Here is a 24,196-nt window from a genome sequence, read left to right as displayed (position 1 = left end):
AGCCACTTAATAATCTAAAATAGTCGATGGATATCAATGAGATATATAAGGTGAATGTTAACGAGATTTAACATATACAACAGGATGATTTTGAAAACGCCAAAGGCCAGATAGAAAAAAGGCTAGCATCGAGTGCTAGCCAAATATAAAAGTTAGGAAGGGTATTGCTTTTCCTCTAGGCTAACGTCATTGACGTTAGCCCGAGAAATATTATGCGGAAAGCATGAGTGAATCAGCTTTCGCTTCTAAGTTTGAGTTACCCATTAAGAAGTCATCAATCGCAATCGCACATTCACGACCTTCATTAATACAACGTACAACTAGAGATTGACCAGTACGCATATCACCAGCAGCGAAAACGCCTTTCTGGTTGGTTGCGTAACCTTCAGAAGCAACGTTACCGCGCTCGTCCAGTTTAATGTCTAGTTGAGCAAGCACGCCGGTTGGCTCCGGGTGTAAGAAGCCCATTGCTAGGAATGCCATGTCACAAGGAATAACACGTTCAGAGTTCGCGACTTCATCAAAGCCTGGACGCTCACCTGGTTTCGCATCTTGCCAAACGATGTCAGCAATACGTAGACCCGTCACTTGACCTTGATCGTTACCGATGAACTCTTTGGTTAAGATGTTCCAGTGACGTTCACAACCTTCTTCGTGAGAAGTGGTGGTTTTCATGATCATTGGGTATTGAGGCCAAGGCATGTTTGCAGGGCGCTTCTCTGGTGGGATCGGCATGATCTCAACCTGAGTAATGCTCGCTGCCTTATGACGGTTTGATGTGCCCACACAGTCAGAACCAGTATCACCACCACCGATAACCACAACGTGCTTATCTTTAGCGTGAATCTCTTCTGTTTTAAGATCTAGGTTGTTAGCACGGCGGTTGTTTTGACCAAGGAATTCCATGGCAAAGTGAACGCCTTTCAACTCACGACCAGGGATTGGCAAGTCACGTGGAACCGTAGAACCACCCGTTAGCAATACCACATCAAACTCTTGGCGTAGCTGCTGAGCGTTAACATCAACACCGATGTGTTGGTTAACTTTAAACTCAACGCCCGCTTCAGCCATTAGGTTGATCTTACGATCAATCACGTCCATACCCAGTTTGAAGTCTGGGATACCGAAGCGAAGTAGACCACCGACTTTCTCGTCACGTTCAAATACCGTTACCGAGTGACCAGCGCTGTTTAGCTGCTCCGCTGCGGCTAAGCCAGCAGGACCTGAACCGATAACTGCGACAGTTTTACCTGTGCGAGAGCGTGGTGTTTTAGGTTTTGCGTACCCTTCACGGTACGCAGTTTCAACAATCGTTTTCTCGATATTACAGATAGTGATTGGGTCTTGGTTGATACCAAGAACACAGGCACTTTCACAAGGAGCAGGACAAACACGACCGGTAAACTCAGGGAAGTTGTTGGTAGAGCTTAGGATATTCCAAGCCTCTTCCCAGCTGTCACGGTAAACCGCATCATTGAATTCTGGGATGATGTTACCAATCGGACAGCCGTTGTGACAGAAAGGTACGCCACAGTCCATACAACGAGAGGCTTGAGTATTGATCTTTTCACCAAACTCTTCGTTAAGTACGAACTCTTTGTTGTCTTCAATTCGAACTGACGGGTCGAGCTTCTTTGGAAGCTCACGACCGTGTTCTAAAAATCCAGTAGGCTTACCCATTATACTGCCTCCACTTCTTCCGTTTGTGCCTGTTGTGCTTCAGCTTTACGCTTTTCAAGAACAGCTTTGTAGTCGCGTGGCATTACTTTAACTAGCGATGCAACACTTGCTTCAAAGTTGTCTAGGAAAGATTGAGCAACTTCACTTCCTGTGAATTCAACATGCTTAGTTAGCATATCCAGTAGAAGATCTTTATCTTCTTGTTCAATTGGATCTAGGTCTACAAGTTCAGGGTTGAGCTTGGTTTCGAAGTCACCCGCTTTGTCCCAAACATAAGCAACACCGCCACTCATGCCCGCAGCAAAGTTACGACCTGTTGAACCAAGGATAATGGCAACACCACCAGTCATGTATTCACAACCGTGGTCACCAACGCCCTCAACAACAACCTTCGCACCTGAGTTACGAACACAGAAACGTTCGCCTGCCATACCGCGAATGAAAGATTCACCTGAGGTCGCACCGTAGAAACATACGTTACCAACCACGATGTTATCTTCAGCAACGATAGAAGATTTCGCATCTGGGTACAGTACCAAAGTACCGCCAGACAGACCTTTACCCCAGTAATCGTTCGCGTCGCCTTCTACTTCGAACTTAACGCCTTTCGCAAGGAACGCACCGAAAGATTGGCCAGCACTACCGTGGAACTTAACGTTCATTGGTTGTGGTAAACCTTGGTCTTTGTAAACCTTCGAGATTTCGTTCGACAGCATAGTACCAGCAGAGCGGTCCGTGTTGATGATAGGGAAGCTCGCATTCACGGCTTCGCCTTTCTCAAGAGCTGGAATCGCAGCTTGAATCAACTTGCGGTCTAGAACGTCTTCTAGGTTGTGGTTTTGTTGCGTCTGGTTGTAGATACCATCTTCTTCACGTGCCTGCTCAATGTGCAGTACAGGTGTTAGATCTAGGTTCTTGTACTTCCAGTGGCCGATGTCATCACGAACTTTAAGTTTGTGCGATTGACCAACCATCTCATCGATAGAGCGGAAGCCAAGTTCAGCCATTACTTCACGCAGACCTTCAGCCATGTATTGGAAGAAAGTGACTACGTCTTCTACGCGGCCGTCGAAACGCTCACGCAGAGTCTTGTTCTGTGTTGCGATACCAACAGGACATGTATTCTTGTGACACTTACGCATCATGATACAGCCTTCAACCACTAGAGCTGCTGTTGCTACGCCCCATTCTTCAGCGCCAAGTAACGTTGCTACTGCAAGGTCACGTGGTGTTTTCATCTGACCATCAGACTGAACAACGATACGGTTACGTAGGCCGTTTTTCAGTAGTGTTTGGTGCGTTTCCGCTAGACCCAGCTCCCAAGGCAGACCTGTGTGACGGATAGAAGACATCGGAGATGCACCCGTACCACCATCAAAACCTGCGATAAGTACCACGTCAGCTTTCGCTTTCGCTACACCAGATGCAATCGTACCTACGCCAGCTTCTGATACTAGCTTCACGTTTACACGGCCATTACGGTTCGCGTTTTTCAGATCGTAGATCAGCTGAGCCAAATCTTCGATTGAGTAGATATCGTGGTGTGGCGGTGGCGAGATAAGACCTACGCCCGGAGTCGAGTGACGCGTTGCGCCGATCCAGTCATCAACCTTATCACCAGGTAGTTGACCACCTTCGCCCGGTTTCGCACCTTGAGCCATCTTGATTTGTAGCTCATCAGCGTTAGATAGGTAGTAAGACGTTACACCAAAGCGACCAGAAGCCACCTGTTTGATTGCTGAACGTTCCCAGTCGCCGTTTTCTTTACGTTCGAAACGTGCTGGATCTTCACCACCTTCACCTGAGTTTGATTTCGCGCCAATGCGGTTCATCGCAACAGCCAGTGTTGAGTGAGCCTCATGCGAGATTGAACCAAAGCTCATTGCGCCGGTTGCGAAACGCTTAAGAATGTTCTCGATTGGTTCTACTTCTGCTAGAGGAATAGAGCCTGCAGGGTTCTTGATGAAGTCCAGTTGGCTACGTAGCGTTGCTGCGTTGTCGCCTTGGTCATCAACTGCTTTTGCGTACTTCTTGAACTGACCGTAATCTTTGTTACGCGTCGATTCTTGAAGTAGAGAAATCGTTTCTGGGTTGAATAAGTGTTTCTCACCACGTTGTTTCCACTGGTAAACACCACCAACATCAAGGATCTGAGCTGGAATTTCACGAGCTGGGTAACCAACACGGTGACGAACCAATACTTCTCGCGCGATATCGTCGATCGTTAGACCTTGGATACGAGAAACAGTACCGGTGAAGTATTTTTCAACCACTGATTTGCTAACACCAAGTGCTTCAAAGATTTGTGCACCGTGGTAAGACTGCAGCGTAGAGATCCCCATCTTAGAGAAGATCTTAAGTAGACCGCCGTTAACACCTTTACGGTAGTTATCGAATAACTCACGTGGGTGTACGTTTGGATCTAGCTTCTTAGTGCGTTGCAGTTCAACAATCGTTTCAATAACTAGGTATGGGTTAACTGCGTTTGCACCATAACCGATAAGCGTTGCAAAGTGGTGTGTCTCACGAGCGTCGCCCGTTTCAACAACGATGTCACACTTAGCACGTAGACCTTTACGGATTAGGTGGTGGTGAACCGCGCCAACCGCCAGCATTGCTGGAATAGCGGCATGGTTAGAGTTAACCGCACGGTCTGTCAGTAGGATGATAGAGTAGCCATCAATCACTGCGTCTTCTGCGTATTGGCAGATACGCTTAAGTGCGCGCTCTAACTTACCTTGGTCGCCATTTGCTTGGAATACGATATCCAGCGTCTTCGCCTGAAGGTGCTCGTTATCGATTGCACGCAGTTTTTCTAACTCAGAGTTAGACAGTACTGGAGACTCAAGTTCTACTTTTTGACAGTGCTCAGGTGTTTCAGCAAGTAAGTTCTGGTCTTTACCTAGGTAAGTGTTCAGAGACATAACCATGCGCTCACGAATCGGGTCGATCGGCGGGTTAGTTACTTGTGCAAACAACTGTTTGAAGTAGTTTGAAAGGTGCTGCGATTGGTGAGAAAGAATCGCTAGCGGCCAGTCAGCACCCATTGCAGAAAGTGGCTCGTAGCCTGTTTTCGCAAGAGGTAGAATGATTTCGTTTACTTCTTCAGAACTCACGCCAAACGATTGTTGTTTGTGTAGTAGTTTCTCTGGAGAAGGTTGGCTAAATTCGTTGCTCGCATCCGGTAGCTTTTTCAGGCTCAGAAGGTTCTCTTCAACCCACTTTTCGTAAGGTTGTGCTTTAGCAATGCTGTCTTTCACTTCTTGATCAGAAATGATGCGGCCTTGCTCAAGGTCAGCAACGAAGATACGACCTGGTTGTAGACGACCACGGTACTCAACGTTTTCAGGTGCAATCTCAACAACACCAGACTCAGACGCCATTACTAGGAAGTCGTCTTTAGTTACTGTGTAGCGAGAAGGACGCAGACCGTTACGGTCAAGTGTTGCACCTACTTGAACACCATCGGTGAAACATACTGATGCTGGGCCATCCCATGGTTCCATTACGTTCGCGTGGTACTGGTAGAACGCACGACGAGTTGGATCCATGTTTTTGTTTTCTTGCCATGCTTCCGGGATCATCATCATCAACGCGTGTGGCAGAGTACGACCTGAAAGAACAAGTAGCTCAAGCGCCATATCGAAGTTTGATGAATCCGAACTACCTTCCTGACAGATAGGAAGCAGCATGTCGATTTCAGCTTGTGTAAACAGATCCGATTCTAGGATTGCTTCACGTGCTTTCATCCAGTTCAGGTTGCCGCGAACCGTATTGATTTCGCCATTGTGCGCGATGTAACGGAAAGGCTGAGCTAGACGCCAACGTGGGAATGTATTGGTAGAGAAGCGAGAGTGTACTAGTGCTAGAGCTGTCACCATGGTTGGGTTTTGCAGATCTAGGAAGTACTGAGGAACTTGTTCAGTTGTTAGCTGACCTTTGTACACCAATGTCTTGTAAGACATAGAGTTGATGTAGAAGTCATCACCGATATTTGAAACGCTTTCTAGGCATACACGAACCGTGTAGTTACGTAGAACATACAGTTTACGCTCAAGCTCTTCTGGTGTGATACCAGGGCCGCCAGAAATAAATACGTGTTCAAATTGAGGTTCAGTGCTTAGTGGGTCAGCACCAATCATTGAATTGTCCGTTGGAAGTTCACGGTAACCGATAACTTCTAACTCAAGGCGTTGTGCATTGCGTTCTAGAATGTCACGACACTGTGCACGTTTGTGTTCATCTTTAGGGAAAAGTACAACACCAACACCATATTTTTCAAAAGATGGCAGCTTAATTCCAAGCTTTACGGCTTCTTCTAGTAAGAATTCGTGCGGCTTCTGTAGCAGGATACCTGCACCATCACCAGAACACGGATCGCAGCCTTGGCCGCCACGGTGTTCCATACGTGCAAGCATATCGAGTGCTTGAGTTACTACATCATGAGATTTGCGATTCTTTAGATGCGCAACAAAACCGATACCACAAGCGTCATGCTCCAATTCAGGTGTATACAGACCCTGTGAGTTCTGCTCTTGATCTACCATAGATACATCCTTCCAGTTAAATCTAGGCGCAACTTATTTGTATAAAGTCAGCCTTGTCCTTTTATATTTATGGGTCTAAACCTGCCTATGCTGGCGGTTTGAATCCTTTCCGTATCTCGCAGGAAAAGTATTGCGAGAAAAACAATCCTTAGTGATACCTGTTTATTTTTAACCACAAACTAGTGGTTTATATAGGTGGGAGTTAGATATCACCGACTTATTAGCAAGTTTTCGTTGTAAGTAAATACTCAAAAATAGCCAATATGTGTAAGTATCCTACAATTTTGTCTAGGCGAATTGCAATGAAAGTTGACCCATGTAGACCATTTTTTTCGTTTTATTTTGAATTTAATGCCTAACAAATGTGCAACATTAGGCAAATAGAGCCGATTTTTTGCATGTTTATTGATATTTGTTAGGTTGCTCGCAAAAAGCCTTGAGTAAACTAATTGGTCGAATTTTGCAGGGATGTAATTTTTTTTCAAAAAATACTGATATTCATTCTTATTTACTTGAGTGCTTTGAAAATATGCAATTACACGAGTTGGTCAATACTATCGGCCAAGACCTTCAACGCCGTTATGGCGAGAAGGTTCACAAGCTGACGCTTCATGGTGGTTTCAGCTGCCCAAACCGAGACGGGACAATTGGCCGTGGAGGTTGCACGTTTTGTAACGTGGCTTCCTTTGCCGATGAACAAACTCAGGTTCAGAGTATTGCAGAACAACTAAAAGATCGTGCGGGTGAAATTGCTCGTGCTAAGAAGTATCTGGCTTACTTTCAGGCGTACACCAGCACTTATGCTGAGGTGCAAGTGCTCAAGAATATGTATGAAGAGGCGCTAAAAGCACCCGGTGCAGAGATCGTCGGCCTTTGTGTTGGTACGCGACCAGACTGTGTGCCTGATGCGGTGTTGGATCTGTTAGCGGGCTACGTTAAACAAGGCTATGAGATTTGGCTCGAGCTTGGCCTGCAAACCGCCAATGATAAAACCCTCAAGCGAATTAACCGCGGCCACGATTTTGCAGTGTATGAAACGATCACCCAACGCGCACGCGCTTTAGGTATCAAGGTGTGTACTCATCTGATTGTTGGCCTACCAAAAGAAACCAAAGCGGATAACCTTGAAACCTTAGACAAGGTATTAGCCGTTGGCACCGATGGTATTAAGCTGCACGGCCTTCATATAGTAGAGGGCAGTACCATGGCTAAGGCGTGGAAGGCCGGAAAGCTAGAAGCCCCAAGCCTTGAAGAGTACATCGATATCGCGAGTGAGATCATTCAACGCACGCCTGCGGACGTGGTTTATCACCGTGTTTCTTCAGCGGCGAGACGCCCAACCTTACTTTCTCCTTTATGGTGTGAGAACCGCTGGTTAGCGATGACTGAAATAGGTCGTTCGTTGGATAAAACCGGTGCTCAAGGCATCAAAACGGGCTCTGCATTCGAGTACACGTTGCCTGTTTTAAACGCGGCCAATTAATAGAAATGGGTGACTGTAGGTAACAGCAGATAAAACCAATAAATAGTGGTAACATTTCCCTAGCAGATTTTATGGTATAGATTGAGAGTAAATGGAACTGGTAATGACTTGGTTGTGGGACAGGGCGTATGGCTACGGTATTTATATCGTTGTTGTATTGCTGATTGCTCTCATCTGCTGGCATCTCTATTCTCGTTATCAGTCGCATATCGAAACGCTTCTACTTGCTACCCCGTCGCCACTCTACTTTGTTGATGTTCGAAGTGGCGAAATACTCTATGCCAATCGCCAAGCCATGCAGTTGCTTGGTATCCGCCAAATCGGTGTTAATTTTCGCTTTCCTACTGTGGAAAGCGAGAACAGCTTTCGTCACTACTTAACCAACCACATCAACTCTCGAGCCTTCGAGCAGGTCTCCCTGTGGGCGCTTTCTGAATTTGAGTCGTTCAAGATCAACTTGATCGGTCGTAAGATCCATTTTAGAAATAAGCAGGCTTGGATGATTCACGCCTCACCTTATAAAAACACTAACGAAGAACTGTCCCAAGAAGTTCGAGAACTGAATGTTGCTCGTACCGCTTTGGATTCTTTGTCTGAGCTGATCTACGTGAAAGATCAGAAAGGTCAGTTAGTGACGAGTAATCGCTCGTTTAAAAAGTTTTGGCATGGTCGTGCTGAAGAGGGCACCCTGAGTGTTTCTGGTGGAGTATTAAAAGGTCGTGTAAGTGAACGCTCTTGGACTACAGATCAAGATGGAAAAAGCTGCTTGCTTGAAACCTACCAAAGTGTGCTGCTTTCCCAAGATGGAGAAACCATCGGCACGCTCTCTATTAGTCATGATGTGACCGATTGGCATGACATGCAGCAGAAACTGCGTGGCGAGATGGAGAAGCGAAAAGATACCGAAGTGGCACTTGCGCAGCGTGACACCATCTTGCAAAACCTCCTGGAGGCCAGCCCAGACTCGATTGGTATCTTTAATGAAAACATGGTTTATCAAGCGTGTAATAAACCATTTGTGGCTGCGCTGGGTATCTCTGAAGTCAGTGACTTGATCGGTAAACGTTTACAAGATGTGGTGCCACATAGCATCTATACGCGAATATCAGAAACCGATCATCAAGTGCTTCATCAAAGTAAATCACTGCGTTATATCGACAAAGTGGTCTCAAGTGATGGAACATTTACTTGGTATGATGTAGTCAAATCACCGTTTAGAGATCCAGCATCGAGCACTAATGGTGTGTTGATCATGGCGCGTGATATTACAGAGCGTTATCTAGCAGAACAAAAGCTTGAAGAAGCCAACCTTGAACTTGAACGCCTCAGCTTTATGGATAGCCTGACTAAAGTGTCTAACCGACGTCGTTTCGATGAACAGCTCTCTACACTGTGGCATTATCATGTGCGTGAGAAGCTGCCACTGACGATCATGCTATGTGATATCGACTTCTTTAAAGGCTACAACGACTTTTACGGACACCAACAAGGCGATGATGCTTTGATTCAGGTTTCTCAGGCATTTAAGCAGGTGTTGAATCGTTCATCTGATTGTGTGGCTCGTTATGGTGGTGAAGAGTTCGGCTTTATTCTGCCAAATACAACGACCGAAGGTGCTCAGCTGGTGGCGCAGCGTATTCATGATGAAGTCCTAAAATTGGAACTTGCGCATGAGAAGTCGACAGTCTCTGAATTCATCACGGTGAGTATTGGTATTATCTCTTACATTCCTACACCTGATGATGAAATGGAATCGGCTGTTGCCTTGGCTGATAGTGCGTTGTATCAAGCGAAATCAGACGGTCGCAACCGTTCAATGGTGCATCCATACTCAATTCGCTAACGCTATAAAATTGGCAATTTGATTATCCCCGGCTATTTTTGCTTAGTTAGTATTTGTATTGGTTAATTAACCTTCGAAATTACCGCTGAACACTTGCTGCGTGTGATGTAGCTAGCTTACCTCCCATCTTCAAACAGGGTAGAATGTTGCTAGTCTTATCGCATGGAGCGCTAAATGAAACCCATGAAAAATCTTGCCCAGTATTACGTGGATCTACTCGTAAAACTGGGGATTGTCCGCTTTTCTATCTTACTCGCCCTAGCGCTTGTTGCCCTCGCTGTTGTTGTGCAAGTCGGTATCACCCTTGCACTCAAAGGCAATGTTGATGACATCGACATTGTCCGTTCAGTTTTCTTCGGTTTAGTGATCACGCCTTGGGCGGTTTATTTTCTGTCAGTGGTCGTGGACCAGTTGGAAGAATCACGTCAAAGGTTAGCGAAATTGGTCTCTAAACTTGGCGACATGCGTGAGCGAGACCAAGAACTCAACAATAAAATGCAGCTCAATATCGAGAAGCTTAATCAAGAAATTGAAGAGCGTGAAAAAGCGGAAGAAGCGCGCGCAGAAGCAATGCAAGATCTCGAAAACGAGGTGTTCCAGCGCGAGCGTACTCAGCTTGAACTCGCAGAACGTACTGCACTGTTACGCTCGTTTATCGATGCCTCGCCTGACCTTATTTACTACCGTAATGAAGATGGTGTGTTCTCTGGTTGTAACCGTGCGGTTGAAGAGCTCACTGGTAAAACAGAAAAAGAGCTAGTTGGTTTAACTCCTTGGGATGTTTACAGTAAAGAGGTCGCTCAGCAAGTTGTTGAAACCGATAAGAAAGTATTTGCTGACAACCAAGCACTGACTTATGACCAATGGCTTGAATACCCAGATGGCCGCAAGAGTTACTTCGAACTGCGTAAAGTGCCTTTCTACAGCAAAGATGGTCGTCACTTGGGCTTGGTTGGTTTTGGCCGCGATATTACTGAACGTAAAGAGCATCAAGAGTCGTTAGAAAAAGCCAGCCGCGATAAGACCACCTTTATCTCAACTATTAGCCACGAGTTAAGAACGCCGCTCAACGGCATCATTGGCTTGAGCCGCATGCTGCTTGATAGCCAACTGACCACCGAACAGCGCAAGCAGATGCAAACCATCAAGGTGAGCGCGGTGACACTGGGTAATATCTTCAACGATATTATTGATATGGATAAGTTCGACCGCCGTAAGCTTGAACTCTTCCCTACGCCTATTAACTTTGAAGATTTCGTTGTCGAGATCGAAAGTATCTCTGCGTTGATGGCTGAGCAGAAAGGGTTAAGGTTCGATCTAGAAAGATTGTCTGATCTTCCAGCTGCTGTTGAGGTGGATGGTACTCGTCTTAGACAGGTACTGTGGAACCTTGTTAGTAACGCGATGAAGTTCACCAAAGATGGTGGAGTGGTGATGACAGTCAGCGCCGACATTGATGGTGACTTTGCCAACATTACGATGGAAGTGGAAGATACTGGTATTGGTATCCCTGAAAGTGAAATCGAGAAGATCTTCGCGATGTACTATCAGGTGAAATCGGGCACGGACAACTTGCACGCTGTCGGCACGGGTATTGGTCTCGCTGTCTCTCAACAGCTAATTAATATGATGGATGGCCACATTGAAGTCATCAGTGAAGAGGGCTTTGGCAGTACCTTTACGGTTTCGATTCGAGTTCCAGTGAATCACGATACTCAGGCTCTGATCAAAACGCCAAGAAAACAGTCGAATCTTAAGATCTTTATGGTCGAAGACATTGAACTCAATATCACAGTGGCTCGCTCTCTACTTGAAAGCCTTGGCCATGAAGTGACAGTCGTGATGACGGGTAAAGAGGCGCAAATTGCTTTCAATCCTGAAGACTATGATTTGGTGTTGTTGGATATCCAACTGCCAGATATGACGGGTTTCGATATTGCTCAATACTACCGCGAGAAATACAGCCAGCTACCGCCTTTGGTGGCGTTAACTGCGAACGTATTAAACAACAAGCAAGAGTACTTCCAGAAAGGCATGGACGAAGCGATCAGTAAACCTTTGTCGGTTCGAGCTATCCAAGATGTCATCAGTGAACTTATCGAAGATGCACCAGAGGTAATTGAGAAGGTAGCGGGCACCGATAAGGTTGAGAGCATTGATAAAGTCGACGCGAGTAAGCCTGTTCTTTCAGAAATTGATACCACTTTGCTTGATATTGATATGCTAGAGTCTTACGTTGATATTGTTGGACCGAAACCGGTTTTGGATAGCATCGCGATGTTCGAAGATATGATGCCGGAGTATATGGAAATATTGAACTCCAACATGGTCGCGAAAGATAAAGCCAGTATCGTTTCTGAGGCACATAAGATTAAAGGTGCTGCAGGTTCTATTGGTCTGAAACGCATCCAACAAGTTGCCCAGAAAGCTCAATCTCCAGATTTGCCTGCGTGGTGGGAGAACATTTCAGATTGGGTTGATGAGATAAATAACGAATACCAGAATGACATTGAAGTTTTAAAGAGTTGGTTAAATCAAAGGTAGAAGAATAATGAAAAAATTAGCATTCGCCGCATGTGTAGTGGCATTAGCGGGTTGTTCTGCGCCACAAGTAGAATGGCAGCAAGATAATCAAGTCGAAGTATCTGCAGCAACAGTTACCATGAAAAGCAACCTTTGGCACAACAAGATGCCAACGATTGGCGAGACTCAAGATAAGACCCTACATGGTGCTATCTACCTAGAGTCAGACTCACAACTGCCAGCAACGCTTGCGGTTGAAAGTGTTACGGTTAAACAGGGTGCAGACACCTTGTTGGTAACGGCTGACGATCTTGATTTAAGAACACACAGTGAAACTCAATGGGAAGTCGCGTTTGTATGGCAGCTAGAAATCGACAGTGACAAGCCTGTTGATGTGGCGGTGGAACTTAAAGATGGCGAAACCGTGAAGTGGTTAGTAGAGAAAGACGTTAAGGTGGATACGGTTTACTAAAATCTTATCCAATTAAGAACAATAAAAAAGGGAGAATGCGTTGGCATTCTCCCTTTTTAATAACTATTGATGACGCTTCTAGTGTTCAAAACACTTACTGGTGAGTAGTGCTAAATGGTAAGAGGCGCGAATCGAATTAGTCTTCTAGGTCACCACAAAAGCGGTAGCCTTCACCGTGAATCGTTGCGATGATTTCTGGCGTACCAGAAACAGATTCAAAGTGCTTACGAATACGACGGATTGTTACGTCTACAGTACGATCGTGTGGCTTAAGCTCACGGCCAGTCATCTTCTTAAGAAGGTCAGCACGTGTTTGGATCTTACCTGGGTTCTCACAGAAGTGAAGTAGAGCACGGAACTCTGAACGAGGTAGCTTGTAGCCTTCGCCATCTGGGCTAACCAGAGAACGACTGTTGATATCTAGTACCCAACCGTTGAACTCATACTTCTCAACGCTACGCTTCTCTTCTTGAACAGAGCTTGTGCTCATTGAACGGTTCAGAAGGTTGCGTGCACGGATAGTCAGTTCACGAGGGTTGAAAGGCTTAGTGATGTAGTCATCAGCGCCGATCTCTAGGCCAAGGATCTTATCAACTTCATTATCACGACCAGTTAAGAACATAAGCGCTACGTTTGCTTGCTCACGTAGTTCACGCGCAAGTAGTAGGCCATTCTTACCTGGAAGGTTGATGTCCATAATTACAAGGTTAACTTGGTTGTCAGATAGCACTTGGTGCATCTCTTCACCGTCGCTAGCCTCAAAAACAGCATATCCCTCTGCTTCAAAAATACTCTTTAGAGTGTTACGAGTTACTTGCTCATCTTCAACGATAAGAATCTGCGGGGTTTGCATTTGGCGGTACCTAAATTTGTGACGAAACTGTGCTAATAGAATAAATTCTAGGCAAAAACATAACATACAGGTAATGTATTTTTGATGATAACTTAAAGTTTTCAAAAAAACACTTACTTCCAGCTATCTGCCTTCCTTGAAGTATTGCCCAATAACGTAGATCCAGTACGCCTTTCAATCATTCTTTTAGTGATTGGAGTGGATTCTATAATGTTAACAGCATGCTAACAACGCGAGAATGTTAATTCCATTCACTTTGTTGATTTACATCAATTGCCGTATCGCAACAAACTTTAATAGTATGGCTACAACTTAACCAATGTTATGGTGACTATTTAGCACCAAAACAAGAATGATTATTCGAGATGCTTCGCACATCTTGCCTGCTAAAGACCGGATTATGAACCAAGGAAGCTGAAAGCTGTCTTAAGAGTCTAGTAGATAAATATGCTCAATCAACTTTTATTGAGTAATAAATTGAGCATAGAACAATGAAAACAAAGGATTAATTTTAATAACATATAAAAGCATAGAGGCTAGCCTGACATAACCGGTAACGCCTTACTCACGGAGGATATATGCACGATATAACACCCGACTTGTGTGATGAGTTTGAAAGCGAAGTCACCCTACTGAACATGCCATTGCAGAACTTCGGCCAACGTGGTGCGTTCTTTGGAAAAATTGTAACAGTTCGTTGTTATCACGATAATTCCAAGGTTCGCGAGGTTTTAGAGACCGACGGCTGTGGCAAAGTGCTTGTCGTTGACGGAAATGGCTCATGCCAGAAGGCGCTGCTTGGCGATCAACTCGCTATTCTCGCGATAGAAAACGGTTGGGAAGGCGTGATTGTAAACGGTGCGGTGCGTGATGTAGGCATGATGTCGCAAATGGACCTTGGCGTTCAGGCGTTAGGTGCATCGCCATTCAAAACAGAGAAACGCGGTGTCGGCCAAGTGAATGTGACACTCTCTATACATAATCAACTGATTCAGCCTGGTGACTATATTTATGCCGATTGGAATGGCGTGTTAATTTCATCTGAGCTGTTAATTGAATCGTAACTGACTCAAATTGAATGCCGTTGATAGATTAGAACGGGGAATGGTTTGTGATGTACTAAAAGTTTGGATCTCAATCCGCACTAATCTGTTAATAAAGAACAAGCTAAAGAGACTAAAAGCGAAACCCTAGTCCCACTTCAACACCTTGCTGCCACTCTTCATAATCAAGGGTGGCATGCAAATCTAGGTTATCTGTTAGTTGCACTTGGCTGGAAACCTCTGCGGCTACCGATTTCTCATTGTCTTCGGTCTCGTCTTTATAGGTGTGTAGAGAACTGTTAAAAGAGACTCTTTCTGAGAACTGATAACTGACACCACTCAAGAATCCACTTTCCTGTTTCAGTGCCGCACTATTGATACGTGTACCGACGTAAAGATCCACATCTGAAAACAAGCTATAAGAGTAGCCACTGTCTATCTTCCAAGTATCGAAGCTTTCACTCGACGCGTTTTGTGTGGAGATAAAGAATTTATGAGAAGAACTATCGATCTGGCTGGGTAGTAGAGGCAAGCTATTCGCTGAACAAACAACAGGCATAGCAAAAGCCAAAAGAATAAGTAATCTCTTCATTTCCCACTCCTGATGTCATTATTATTGTTCTTCGAACGTTATCGTTCAATTAAAGCACAGAACTTGTACGTTCGCTGCACAATCGATATAGCATTTTGTTATGACTATATATGCAATTGATCACTCTTGCCTGTTCAATGAGTAAATCCAGTATCTTAAGTGAAGGTTTATACAGGGTGTTTTATCCCTTAAATGACGGTTTGCTCTGAAAAACGGTGCGAATGTAAAAAAAACGCAACTTTTCATTGACGTCCAGTGGTAAAAATTGATACACGTAGAGTAAAGCACAAGCAGAGAATTTGATATGCAGCACGTAAGCCACCTAGTAATGACCACAACCATTATTATTACCGACATTAACATTGTTGGGGCAGGCTGCTAAGTAACGGATTTTAAAAAAAGGCCTGTATCCAACAAGATACAGGCCTTTTTTTGTACCATTTTTATGACTTATGGAGAAAGGGATGCGCGTTTTAAAGTTTGGAGGTTCATCATTAGCTGATGCAGATCGTTTTTTACGAGCGGCTGATATCATCGCTAATAATGCCCAGCAAGAAGAGCTAGCCGTTGTACTATCGGCTCCAGGAAAAACAACCAATAAGTTGGTCGCTGTTATTGAAGCTGCACTGAAAAATGGTGAAGCTGACGCACAGATTACAGAGATCGAATCTTCATTTAACACACTGTTTGCAGAGATCAAAGCGGTCGTGCCTTCTATCGATGGTGCCGCGTTTCAAGAGCAGGTGGATACCTCTCTTGCTCAGCTAAAGCAGTTCGTGAATGGCATCAACCTACTTGGTATGTGCCCGAACCACGTTAATGCTCGCATCATCAGTAAAGGTGAGCGAATCTCTATCCAGTTAATGAAAGCGGTACTGGAAGCGAAAGGCCAACCAGCAAGCCTGATTGACCCTGTCCAATACCTATACGCTAAAGGCGATCACCTTGAAGCTATGGTCGATGTGGATGTCTCTACTCAGAACTTCCAACAATCTCCACTTCCTAAAGGTCACGTTAACATCATGCCTGGCTTTACTGCGGGTAATGAAAAAGGTGAGCTAGTCACACTAGGTCGTAATGGTTCTGACTACTCAGCGGCTGTGTTAGCGGCGTGTCTACGTGCTGATTGCTGTGAAATCTGGACTGATGTCGATGGTGTTTACAACTGTGACCCACGCTTAGTTGATGATGCTCGTCTGCTCAAGTCTCTTAGCTACCAAGAGGCGATGGAGCTTTCTTACTTTGGTGCTTCGGTTCTACACCCGAAAACCATTGCTCCTATTGCGCAATTCCACATTCCTTGTCTGATCAAAAACAGCTTCAACCCACAAGGCGCAGGTACTTTGATTGGCCAAGACACTGGCGAAGATAACCTAGCAATCAAAGGTATTACGACGCTAAGTGACCTAACCATGGTTAACGTATCAGGCCCAGGCATGAAGGGCATGGTAGGTATGGCGAGTCGTGTATTCGGCGCGATGTCTTCTGCTGGCGTTTCTATTGTCCTTATTACTCAATCTTCTTCTGAGTACAGCATCAGCTTCTGTATTGAATCGGCTGATAAGGTGAAAGCGAAACAAGTGTTGTCAGACGCGTTTGAACTTGAACTTAAAGATGGCCTGTTAGAGCCGGTTGAGTTCATGGATGACGTTGCGATTGTAACGCTGGTGGGTGACGGTATGCGCACTTCACGTGGCGTAGCATCTCAGTTCTTCTCTTCTTTAGCTGAAGTGAACGTCAACATTGTTGCTATTGCTCAAGGTTCTTCAGAGCGCGCTATTTCAGCGGTTATCCCTGAAGACAAAATCTCTGAAGCAATCAAAGCGTGTCACGAGAACCTATTTAACTCTAAGCACTTCCTAGATGTATTCGTTGTGGGTGTCGGTGGTGTTGGTGGCGAGCTTGTTGACCAGATCCAACGTCAGCAAGGTAAACTGGCTGAAAAAGGCATCGTGATTCGCGTATGTGGTTTAGCAAACAGTAAAGGTTTGTTGCTAGACAGCGATGGTCTACCGTTAGAGCAGTGGCGTGACCGTATGTCGAGTGCGACTGAAGAGTTCAGCCTAGCGCGTTTAGCGGCTTTGGTTCAACGTAACCACATCATCAACCCAGTATTGGTTGATTGTACGTCTAGCGAAGGTATTGCGGCGCAGTACGCTGATTTCCTAGCGGCTGGTTTCCACGTAGTAACACCAAACAAGAAAGCAAACACAGCAAGCATGGCTTACTACCATCAGCTTCGTGAAGTTGCACGCAACTCACGTCGTAAGCTGATGTACGAGACAACAGTAGGTGCAGGTCTACCGGTCATCGAAAACCTACAGAACCTTATCTCTGCAGGTGATGAACTTGAGAAGTTCAACGGCATTCTTTCAGGTTCACTGTCTTACATCTTCGGCAAGCTTGATGAAGGTATGACACTGAGCCAGGCAACCAATATTGCAAAAGATAACGGCTTCACTGAACCGGATCCTCGAGATGATCTATCTGGTATGGATGTGGCGCGTAAGTTGCTTATTCTTGCTCGTGAAGCAGGCATGGCGCTTGAACTTGAAGATGTTGAAGTAGACCAAGCTCTGCCACCGGGTTTTGATGATTCAGGTACGGTTGAAGAGTTCATGGCTCGCCTACCAGAAGCGGATGCTTACTTCAAAGAGCAGTCAGCTATCGCAGCAGAAGAAGGTAAAGTACTTCGTTATGTGGGTGAAATCGCTGAAGGTAAGTGTAAGGTTCGTATCGCTGCTGTTGATGGCGACGACCCAATGTTCAAGATTAAAGATGGCGAGAACGCATTAGCATTCTACAGCCGTTACTACCAACCAATCCCTCTAGTACTGCGTGGCTACGGCGCGGGTACTGAAGTAACAGCTGCTGGCGTATTCTCTGATGTGATGCGTACTCTTGGTTGGAAATTAGGAGTTTAAGAATGAGTTCAAGTGATATGGATGTTGTCGTTTATGCTCCTGCATCAATCGGTAATGTCAGTGTAGGGTTTGATGTGTTGGGGGCCGCTGTGTCTCCAGTGGATGGCACGCTGCTAGGTGACCGAGTTATGGTTAAAGCCGGTGATGAACCATTCTCACTTAAAACTGCAGGCAGCTTTGTTTCTAAGCTGCCAACTGAAGCAAAAGAAAACATCGTTTACGACTGCTGGGTGGTGTTCTCGAGAGAGCTTGATAAAAAAGGCGTTACGCTAAAGCCTTTAGAAATGACACTAGAAAAGAACATGCCTATCGGTTCAGGTTTGGGTTCTAGTGCATGTTCAATCGTCGCGGCACTGGATGCGCTAAACCGTTTTCACGGTCAGCCCCTGAATGAAACTGAACTGCTTGCTCTGATGGGTGAAATGGAAGGCAAGATTTCAGGTGGTATCCACTACGATAACGTTGCGCCATGTTACCTTGGTGGTGTGCAGCTCATGCTTGAAGAGCTAGGCATCATCAGCCAAGAAGTACCGTGTTTTGACGACTGGTACTGGGTAATGGCTTATCCGGGTATTAAGGTTTCAACGGCTGAAGCGAGAGAGATCCTACCATCTCAATATCGTCGTCAGGATATTATTGCTCATGGTCGTCACTTAGCGGGCTTTATCCACGCGTGTCATTCAGGTCAACCTGAACTGGCGGCGAAGATGATCAAAGACGTGATCGCTGAACCATATCGTGAGAAACTGCTTCCAGGGTTTGCTGATGCTCGTAAATACGCGCTGTCAGCTGGGGCACTGGCTACTGGTATTTCTGGTAGTGGTCCAACTCTATTTAGCATTTGCAAAGAACAAGATGTCGCCGAGCGTGTTGCACGCTGGTTAGAACAAAATTATGTACAAAATGAAGAAGGATTCGTTCACGTTTGTCGCCTAGATAAGCAGGGTTCGATCGTTACAGGAAGTGAGTTATGAAACTGTACAACATCAAAGAAAATGATGAACAAGTCTCTTTTGGCCAAGCCGTTCGTCAAGGCTTAGGCCGTAATCAAGGTCTATTTTTCCCATCTGAACTGCCAAAGTTTGATGATATCGATGCGCTGCTAGCAGAGGACTTTGTCCCTCGTAGCTCAAAGATTCTGTCAGCATTGATTGGTGATGAATTACCAAAAGAACAGATCGACCAAATGGTGGATGCAGCGTTCCAATTCCCTGCACCAATCAACCAAGTAAAAGACGGCGTTTACGCGCTTGAGCTTTTCCACGGTCCAACACTGGCGTTTAAAGATTTCGGTGGCCGCTTTATGGCTCAATCTTTAGCAGCTGTTTCTGATGGTGGTCAAATCACTATCTTAACGGCAACATCAGGTGATACTGGTGCGGCGGTTGCGCATGCTTTCTACGGCATGGAAAACATCAATGTTGTGATTCTTTACCCGAAAGGCAAGATCAGCCCACTGCAAGAGAAGCTGTTCTGTACGCTTGGCAAGAACATCCACACTGTGGCGATTGATGGTGACTTTGATGCGTGTCAGGCTCTAGTTAAAGACTCATTTGATGACGCTGAACTGCGTAAAGAGATCGGTCTTAATTCGGCAAACTCGATCAACATCAGCCGTTTAATGGCTCAGATCTGTTACTACTTTGAGGCGGCTTCTCAGCTGACTAAAGAGCAACGTGAAAACCTCGTTATCTCTGTACCAAGTGGTAACTTTGGTAACCTAACGGCTGGTCTATTGGCTAAAGCGCTAGGTCTACCTGTTAAGCGTTTTATCGCAGCAACTAACGAAAATGACACTGTTCCTCGTTACCTAGAAACAGGTCAATGGGATCCAAAACCGACTGTTGCGACAACATCGAACGCGATGGACGTAAGCCAACCAAACAACTGGCCTCGTATCGAAGAGCTTTGCCAACTGAAAGGTTGGGGCTTAGATACACTAGGCAAAGGTAAAGTATCTGACGAGCAGAGCGCTGAGTCAGTTCGCGACCTAAAAGCACAAGGTTACCTATGTGAACCACATGGTGCGATTGCTTACCGTCTACTGGAAGAGCAACTGCAAGAGAACGAAACTGGCTTGTTCCTGTGTACAGCACACCCAGCGAAATTCAAAGAAGTGGTTGATGACATCCTAGGTTCTGATATCGAACTGCCTGGCCCGCTAGCAAAACACGCGGCGATGGAATTGTTGTCTGAAGATCTTGATAACGATTTTGAAGCGCTAAAAGCTGTGCTTCGTCGAGTTCAACCGTAACGTCCATTTGTTTTTCGAACAAATAAAAACGGCGCTCAATGAGCGCCGTTTTTGTATTCTAATTTAAGCTCTAAAAATTATAGAGACTCAGTGAACGTACGTGCGATAACGTCACGTTGCTGTTCAGTTGTTAGAGAGTTGAAACGTACAGCGTAACCCGATACACGGATAGTTAGCTGTGGGTAGTTCTCTGGGTGAGCAACTGCGTCTTCTAGCGTCTCACGCTTAAGAACGTTAACGTTTAGGTGTTGACCACCTTCGATGCGTGGTGCTGCTTCGATTGCAACTTCACGGCTTTCGTACTCGCCTAGGTCTGCTGCTGAGATAACTTGGTCAGCTTCGAAACCTGCAGTAGCAACAACACAACGAGCTTCATTCTTCTCGCTATCTAGTAGCCAGATTGAGTTTAGTAGGTCATCGTTTGCTGCTTTAGTAATTTGAATACCTTGGATCATAACTATCTCCTAGTCCACTGAATGTGGTTTGATTATGGTGTTAACTTTCGATTTTTATTGAGCTGGGTAATGTATACCTAATATTAGTAAGGTATACATTGATTTAAGTCAAAAAACAACCAAAAACCATATTTTTACAAAGGTGATTATATTGAGGTAAATCAATAAAACCTTTGAAAACAAAGTAATTACAAAATATTTTAAAGTATAAAAAATATTTAACAGCCATATTTGTTGTAAGTTTACTACATTTGTTGTGTTTTTATTGAACTACAACCGATACGACCCTTTATTTATTAAGCATTCTGAAAGTGTAAAGTGATTTAATGACAAACAATAATTCATCCTCAAAACCGGAAACAAATATTAAGTTTATTGGCGCTCATGTGTCGGCTGCTGGTGGTGTTGATCAGGCGCCTATGCGTGCACGTGAAATAGGTGCCAATGCGTTTGCACTGTTTACCAAGAACCAGAGACAGTGGGCGGCAAAACCGCTAGAAGCGAAAACCATTAGTGCCTTTAAAGCTAATTGCAAAATGTTGGGCTTCGGTGCTGAGCACATTCTTCCTCATGACTCCTACCTTATTAACCTAGGAGCACCAGAAGAAGAGAAGCTAGAGAAATCACGCGCGGCTTTTATTGATGAAATGGAGCGTTGTAATCAACTTGGATTAACGCTTTTGAATTTTCATCCTGGGAGTCATTTAAAGAAAATCTCAGAAAGCGAATGTTTGGCGAAGATCGCTGAATCGATCAACCTAGCTCATCAAGCGGTACCTGACGTAATCGCAGTGATCGAGAATACGTCTGGGCAGGGCACTAATCTGGGTTGGAAGTTTGAACATCTAGCCGAGATTATCGAGCAGGTAGAAGATAAGTCACGTGTGGGTGTGTGCTTAGACACCTGCCATACGTTTACTGCTGGCTATGACTTACGTACAAAAGAGGCGTGTGAGCATACTTTTGCTGAGTTCGACCGCATCGTGGGTATGCACTATCTAAGAGCAATGCACATCAATGATTCAAAAGCTGAGTTCGCGAGCCGAGTCGATCGACACCATTCTTTAGGAAAAGGCGAAATTGGCTGGGATTGTTTTGAGTATATTGCCTCTGATTCTCGCTTTAATGGTATCCCTCTTATCTTGGAAACCATTGATTCGACGATCTGGAAAGAGGAAATTCAACAACTTAGAATGTTTCATCGCTCAGCAACGCTAGCGAGCGAACAAGCGTAATAATAGAGGGGGAAATTTATTTCCGTCTATTTCTAAAAATTGGCACCTTTCTTTCATAGTATTAAAGTGAATATGTAGTTCACGATGTCTTAGAGGAGGTGCCTTTATGTATTCAATCACCCAAACTTCAACTATTGCTGTCGCACGCCGTTTACCTACACCAAACCGTCACGTGCATAACCACGGCCACCATCGTACACAGCAGAAAAGTGGTTAATCGAGATAAGCACAACTTGAATTGATTATTATGATTCATCAACAAGTGAACCCTACACATCATGTTTATTGATAGCTGTATGAGGTATAACTAGAGCCTTATTTAGGACAGTTAGCCGATACAGCTATTTTTTTGTCTGGCGAAAGCCGCTAGAAACCTTGATGATTGGGAAGTAAAACGATGAGCGCACCAAAGACTTGGGAATCCATTATTAATGATGAACGTGATAAAGAGTACTTTCAGAGTGTCCTCGCGTTTGTTGAACAGCAACGTAATAGTGGTAAAACCGTCTACCCGCCACAAGAACAGGTGTTCAGTGCCTTTGATATGACGCCTTTCGAATCCGTGCGAGTGGTTATCTTAGGGCAAGATCCTTATCACGGTGCTAACCAAGCTCACGGCTTAGCATTCTCAGTGCTTCCTGGTGTGAAAATCCCACCTTCTCTACGCAATATGTACAAAGAGCTTGCACAAGATATAGAGGGCTTTGAGATTCCTAGTCATGGTTATCTCGATTCTTGGGCATCGCAAGGGGTGTTGATGTTGAACACAGTCCTTACAGTCGAAGAGGCAAAAGCACACTCACATGCTAAGTGTGGCTGGGAAACCTTTACCGATGCCATTATTGCTGAGCTCAATCAGCGCTCTGAACCGATCATCTTTTTGTTGTGGGGCGCACACGCCCAGAAGAAAGGTCAAGCGATTGATGACGACAAGCATCATGTGTTGGTTGCACCTCACCCATCGCCATTATCGGCACGCCGTGGATTCTTCGGTTGTCAGCATTTCTCTACAACCAACAAGCTGCTTTCTTCTATGGATCAACAACCTATTGACTGGCGTTTACCAACAGAAGTGTAGGTTGGTGGTTTTCTGAGCAGGGTCAAATCATAAATCAGCATATTCATATACACTTATAAATAGTAGGTGTAATGGAGTGCAATACTATGATGATTGAAAGGATAAGACGAGAGCATGGCTATATGGCTCGTTTACTCGCGATACTCAACAGTAAGTTAGAGTTTCTGAAACAGGAGCGAGAAATAAACTATAGCCTGATCGCAGAGGTGGTTCATTACCTTATGAACCATTCAGACAAAGTGCATCACCCTAAAGAAGACGTCATTTATCGCTACTATCTTAAGCAATATGGCAGCGAGCAAGCGATTGAAGACTTGGAGTTAGAGCATCAATTGCTTTCTGAGAAAACGGCGGACTTTTTAGGTTTGGTCGATATGATCCTTCAAGATGCGGTGGTTCCTCAGCAAGTCTTTATTGAGCAGCTTGAAGCGTTTGTTAAGGCTCAGCGAAAGCACATGGAATATGAAGAGAAGCATGTGCTACCCATGATTGTTGAGGCGTTCACGGTGAAAGATTGGCAAGAAGTGGAGTCTCAATGGCTTCAACCGGAAGATGACCCTGTTTTTGGAGAGACCATCGCCGATCAATATCGCCAACTCGCGGCTCGGGTTCGACAAAATGAACAAGAGTGTGTTTAGCCCGTTGTAATGTTGAGGTGCACCTATTTTAGGTGTCCTCTATATTAGAGGGTTGGTTTCCAAATGGCGCTTTGAGCGGATTAACTACCTCAAAAAATAAAAAAGGCACCTATATAGGTGCCTTTTGCTATCTGATTTCTTATCGTGCTGATTAAAGTTTTATATCGTCAAGGCTAAAATCAAGACCTAGGTTCATCTCTCTCAGCTCTTTCTCAAGCTGCCTACGATCGTTGATGGCTTCGATTTCACGCCACTTACGCTTGAGTGGTTTCGAGCGTGATTTTTGAGTTACACGAGGCATTTCTAGTTCTGATACTTCATCGAATTGAAAGCTATCCATAAGCCATATCTCCTTCCGTGGGACTAGTTCTTACGAACCAATAAATATCATATTTAGGTTCACAATAACTTTGATTTGTTTCTCATTTGTTTCAAATCCATGAAGCTTTTGTTCTATTTTCTTATGCATGCTCACACATTGTGAGAATTATTATGTATAAAAAACAGGCAAACAAACCTAAGTAAACGATTAAATTGGGGGTTATTGAATGTTAATTCATTGTGCGAATGGAATAG

The 24,196-nt window shown here is 44.8% G+C and carries 17 protein-coding genes, 1 pseudogene and 1 other annotated feature; of the genes and pseudogenes, 11 read left to right on the top strand and 7 right to left on the bottom strand.

The genetic code is table 11. The features are described 5' to 3' along the window. Positions 1–210: 210 nt before the first annotated feature. Both ACED46_RS08905 and gltB read right to left on the bottom strand, forming a co-directional pair. Positions 211–1,680: a glutamate synthase subunit beta gene (locus tag ACED46_RS08905; protein WP_065584716.1), complete on the bottom strand. Its 1,470-nt coding sequence runs from the start codon at positions 1,678–1,680 to the stop codon at positions 211–213. Then, complete coding sequence (gltB, locus tag ACED46_RS08900; RefSeq protein WP_371721277.1) at positions 1,680–6,227, bottom strand: glutamate synthase large subunit; 4,548 nt, start codon at positions 6,225–6,227, stop codon at positions 1,680–1,682. Before gltB ends, ACED46_RS08905 begins: the two co-directional genes overlap by 1 nt. A gap of 529 nt (positions 6,228–6,756) precedes the next feature. Here gltB and ACED46_RS08895 point away from each other — a divergent pair. The 4 genes from ACED46_RS08895 (at position 6,757) to ACED46_RS08880 (ending at position 12,548) form a co-directional block, all read left to right on the top strand. Continuing rightward, positions 6,757–7,710, top strand: a complete 954-nt coding sequence (locus ACED46_RS08895) for a TIGR01212 family radical SAM protein (protein ID WP_017062887.1) — start codon at positions 6,757–6,759, stop codon at positions 7,708–7,710. 91 nt (positions 7,711–7,801) lie between these two features. Beyond that, positions 7,802–9,553 carry a diguanylate cyclase domain-containing protein gene (locus tag ACED46_RS08890; protein WP_017059307.1) on the top strand — a complete coding sequence of 584 codons (1,752 nt, stop codon included), beginning with the start codon at positions 7,802–7,804 and terminating at the stop codon, positions 9,551–9,553. 174 nt (positions 9,554–9,727) lie between these two features. Beyond that, the gene (gene arcB, locus ACED46_RS08885; protein ID WP_017062885.1) at positions 9,728–12,097 is read left to right on the top strand and encodes an aerobic respiration two-component sensor histidine kinase ArcB; all 2,370 of its coding nucleotides are present in this window, start codon (positions 9,728–9,730) and stop codon (positions 12,095–12,097) included. Between the two features lie 7 nt (positions 12,098–12,104). Then, positions 12,105–12,548 carry a hypothetical protein gene (locus tag ACED46_RS08880; protein ID WP_017062884.1) on the top strand — a complete coding sequence of 148 codons (444 nt, stop codon included), beginning with the start codon at positions 12,105–12,107 and terminating at the stop codon, positions 12,546–12,548. A gap of 136 nt (positions 12,549–12,684) precedes the next feature. Here the strand turns inward: ACED46_RS08880 and arcA are convergent, their stop codons facing one another. Both arcA and ACED46_RS08870 read right to left on the bottom strand, forming a co-directional pair. Beyond that, positions 12,685–13,401 carry a two-component system response regulator ArcA gene (arcA, locus tag ACED46_RS08875; RefSeq protein ID WP_004741534.1) on the bottom strand — a complete coding sequence of 239 codons (717 nt, stop codon included), beginning with the start codon at positions 13,399–13,401 and terminating at the stop codon, positions 12,685–12,687. A gap of 429 nt (positions 13,402–13,830) precedes the next feature. Then, a pseudogene (locus tag ACED46_RS08870) lies at positions 13,831–13,932 on the bottom strand (ribonuclease activity regulator protein RraA); the annotation flags it as partial. A gap of 47 nt (positions 13,933–13,979) precedes the next feature. Between ACED46_RS08870 and ACED46_RS08865 the strand changes: the two are divergent. Continuing rightward, positions 13,980–14,465, top strand: coding sequence for a putative 4-hydroxy-4-methyl-2-oxoglutarate aldolase (locus tag ACED46_RS08865; RefSeq protein ID WP_017059310.1), 486 nt, complete (start codon positions 13,980–13,982; stop codon positions 14,463–14,465). A 112-nt stretch (positions 14,466–14,577) separates the two neighbouring features. Here ACED46_RS08865 and ACED46_RS08860 read toward each other — a convergent pair whose 3' ends face one another. After that, positions 14,578–15,036 carry a ribonuclease regulator gene (locus tag ACED46_RS08860; RefSeq protein WP_371721276.1) on the bottom strand — a complete coding sequence of 153 codons (459 nt, stop codon included), beginning with the start codon at positions 15,034–15,036 and terminating at the stop codon, positions 14,578–14,580. A gap of 317 nt (positions 15,037–15,353) precedes the next feature. Next, positions 15,354–15,471: a sequence feature (Thr leader region), on the top strand. Positions 15,472–15,500: 29 nt separating this feature from the next. Here ACED46_RS08860 and thrA point away from each other — a divergent pair. The 3 genes from thrA to thrC are packed head-to-tail and all read left to right on the top strand — an operon-like array spanning position 15,501 to position 20,214. Next, complete coding sequence (gene thrA, locus ACED46_RS08855; protein ID WP_017059312.1) at positions 15,501–17,960, top strand: bifunctional aspartate kinase/homoserine dehydrogenase I; 2,460 nt, start codon at positions 15,501–15,503, stop codon at positions 17,958–17,960. 17 nt (positions 17,961–17,977) lie between these two features. Next, on the top strand, positions 17,978–18,934 hold the full coding sequence (gene thrB / locus ACED46_RS08850; protein ID WP_032545653.1) for a homoserine kinase: 957 nt from the start codon (positions 17,978–17,980) through the stop codon (positions 18,932–18,934). Continuing rightward, on the top strand, positions 18,931–20,214 hold the full coding sequence (gene thrC, locus ACED46_RS08845) for a threonine synthase (RefSeq protein ID WP_102394353.1): 1,284 nt from the start codon (positions 18,931–18,933) through the stop codon (positions 20,212–20,214). Before thrB ends, thrC begins: the two co-directional genes overlap by 4 nt. Before the next feature lie 77 nt (positions 20,215–20,291). Here thrC and grcA read toward each other — a convergent pair whose 3' ends face one another. Next, the gene (grcA, locus tag ACED46_RS08840; RefSeq protein WP_017059315.1) at positions 20,292–20,669 is read right to left on the bottom strand and encodes an autonomous glycyl radical cofactor GrcA; all 378 of its coding nucleotides are present in this window, start codon (positions 20,667–20,669) and stop codon (positions 20,292–20,294) included. 326 nt (positions 20,670–20,995) lie between these two features. Here grcA and nfo point away from each other — a divergent pair, with 326 nt between their 5' ends. From nfo to ACED46_RS08825, 3 genes are all read left to right on the top strand, one after another. Then, on the top strand, positions 20,996–21,904 hold the full coding sequence (gene nfo, locus ACED46_RS08835) for a deoxyribonuclease IV (protein ID WP_017062881.1): 909 nt from the start codon (positions 20,996–20,998) through the stop codon (positions 21,902–21,904). 397 nt (positions 21,905–22,301) lie between these two features. Further along, positions 22,302–22,982, top strand: a complete 681-nt coding sequence (gene ung, locus ACED46_RS08830) for a uracil-DNA glycosylase (protein WP_102428207.1) — start codon at positions 22,302–22,304, stop codon at positions 22,980–22,982. An 86-nt stretch (positions 22,983–23,068) separates the two neighbouring features. After that, positions 23,069–23,620 (top strand): hemerythrin domain-containing protein, encoded by a 552-nt coding sequence (locus ACED46_RS08825; RefSeq protein WP_017070073.1) that lies wholly within the window; start codon positions 23,069–23,071, stop codon positions 23,618–23,620. A 151-nt stretch (positions 23,621–23,771) separates the two neighbouring features. Here ACED46_RS08825 and ACED46_RS08820 read toward each other — a convergent pair whose 3' ends face one another. Then, complete coding sequence (locus tag ACED46_RS08820) at positions 23,772–23,960, bottom strand: DUF3545 family protein (RefSeq protein ID WP_017059319.1); 189 nt, start codon at positions 23,958–23,960, stop codon at positions 23,772–23,774. Positions 23,961–24,196: the final 236 nt, after the last annotated feature.

Source organism: Vibrio sp. 1S139 (genome assembly GCF_041439475.1).
Lineage (GTDB): Bacteria > Pseudomonadota > Gammaproteobacteria > Enterobacterales > Vibrionaceae > Vibrio > Vibrio crassostreae_C.
Note: the sequence above shows the minus strand (reverse complement) of the source record. Positions and strands in the feature narration are given on the sequence as shown.

Excerpts from the sequence above, each read along its gene's own strand:
- arcB (WP_017062885.1), top strand. The coding sequence starts at position 9,728 with ATGAAACCCATGAAAAATCTTGCCCAGTATTACGTGGATCTACTCGTA.
- thrB (WP_032545653.1), top strand. The coding sequence starts at position 17,978 with ATGGATGTTGTCGTTTATGCTCCTGCATCAATCGGTAATGTCAGTGTA.
- grcA (WP_017059315.1), bottom strand. The coding sequence starts at position 20,669 with ATGATCCAAGGTATTCAAATTACTAAAGCAGCAAACGATGACCTACTA.
- ACED46_RS08825 (WP_017070073.1), top strand. The coding sequence starts at position 23,069 with ATGATGATTGAAAGGATAAGACGAGAGCATGGCTATATGGCTCGTTTA.
- ACED46_RS08820 (WP_017059319.1), bottom strand. The coding sequence starts at position 23,960 with ATGGATAGCTTTCAATTCGATGAAGTATCAGAACTAGAAATGCCTCGT.
- ACED46_RS08860 (WP_371721276.1), bottom strand. The coding sequence starts at position 15,036 with ATGAAGAGATTACTTATTCTTTTGGCTTTTGCTATGCCTGTTGTTTGT.
- ACED46_RS08880 (WP_017062884.1), top strand. The coding sequence starts at position 12,105 with ATGAAAAAATTAGCATTCGCCGCATGTGTAGTGGCATTAGCGGGTTGT.
- thrC (WP_102394353.1), top strand. The coding sequence starts at position 18,931 with ATGAAACTGTACAACATCAAAGAAAATGATGAACAAGTCTCTTTTGGC.
- ACED46_RS08895 (WP_017062887.1), top strand. The coding sequence starts at position 6,757 with ATGCAATTACACGAGTTGGTCAATACTATCGGCCAAGACCTTCAACGC.
- thrA (WP_017059312.1), top strand. The coding sequence starts at position 15,501 with ATGCGCGTTTTAAAGTTTGGAGGTTCATCATTAGCTGATGCAGATCGT.
- ACED46_RS08905 (WP_065584716.1), bottom strand. The coding sequence starts at position 1,680 with ATGGGTAAGCCTACTGGATTTTTAGAACACGGTCGTGAGCTTCCAAAG.
- ACED46_RS08890 (WP_017059307.1), top strand. The coding sequence starts at position 7,802 with ATGGAACTGGTAATGACTTGGTTGTGGGACAGGGCGTATGGCTACGGT.
- gltB (WP_371721277.1), bottom strand. The coding sequence starts at position 6,227 with ATGGTAGATCAAGAGCAGAACTCACAGGGTCTGTATACACCTGAATTG.
- arcA (WP_004741534.1), bottom strand. The coding sequence starts at position 13,401 with ATGCAAACCCCGCAGATTCTTATCGTTGAAGATGAGCAAGTAACTCGT.
- ACED46_RS08865 (WP_017059310.1), top strand. The coding sequence starts at position 13,980 with ATGCACGATATAACACCCGACTTGTGTGATGAGTTTGAAAGCGAAGTC.
- nfo (WP_017062881.1), top strand. The coding sequence starts at position 20,996 with ATGACAAACAATAATTCATCCTCAAAACCGGAAACAAATATTAAGTTT.
- ung (WP_102428207.1), top strand. The coding sequence starts at position 22,302 with ATGAGCGCACCAAAGACTTGGGAATCCATTATTAATGATGAACGTGAT.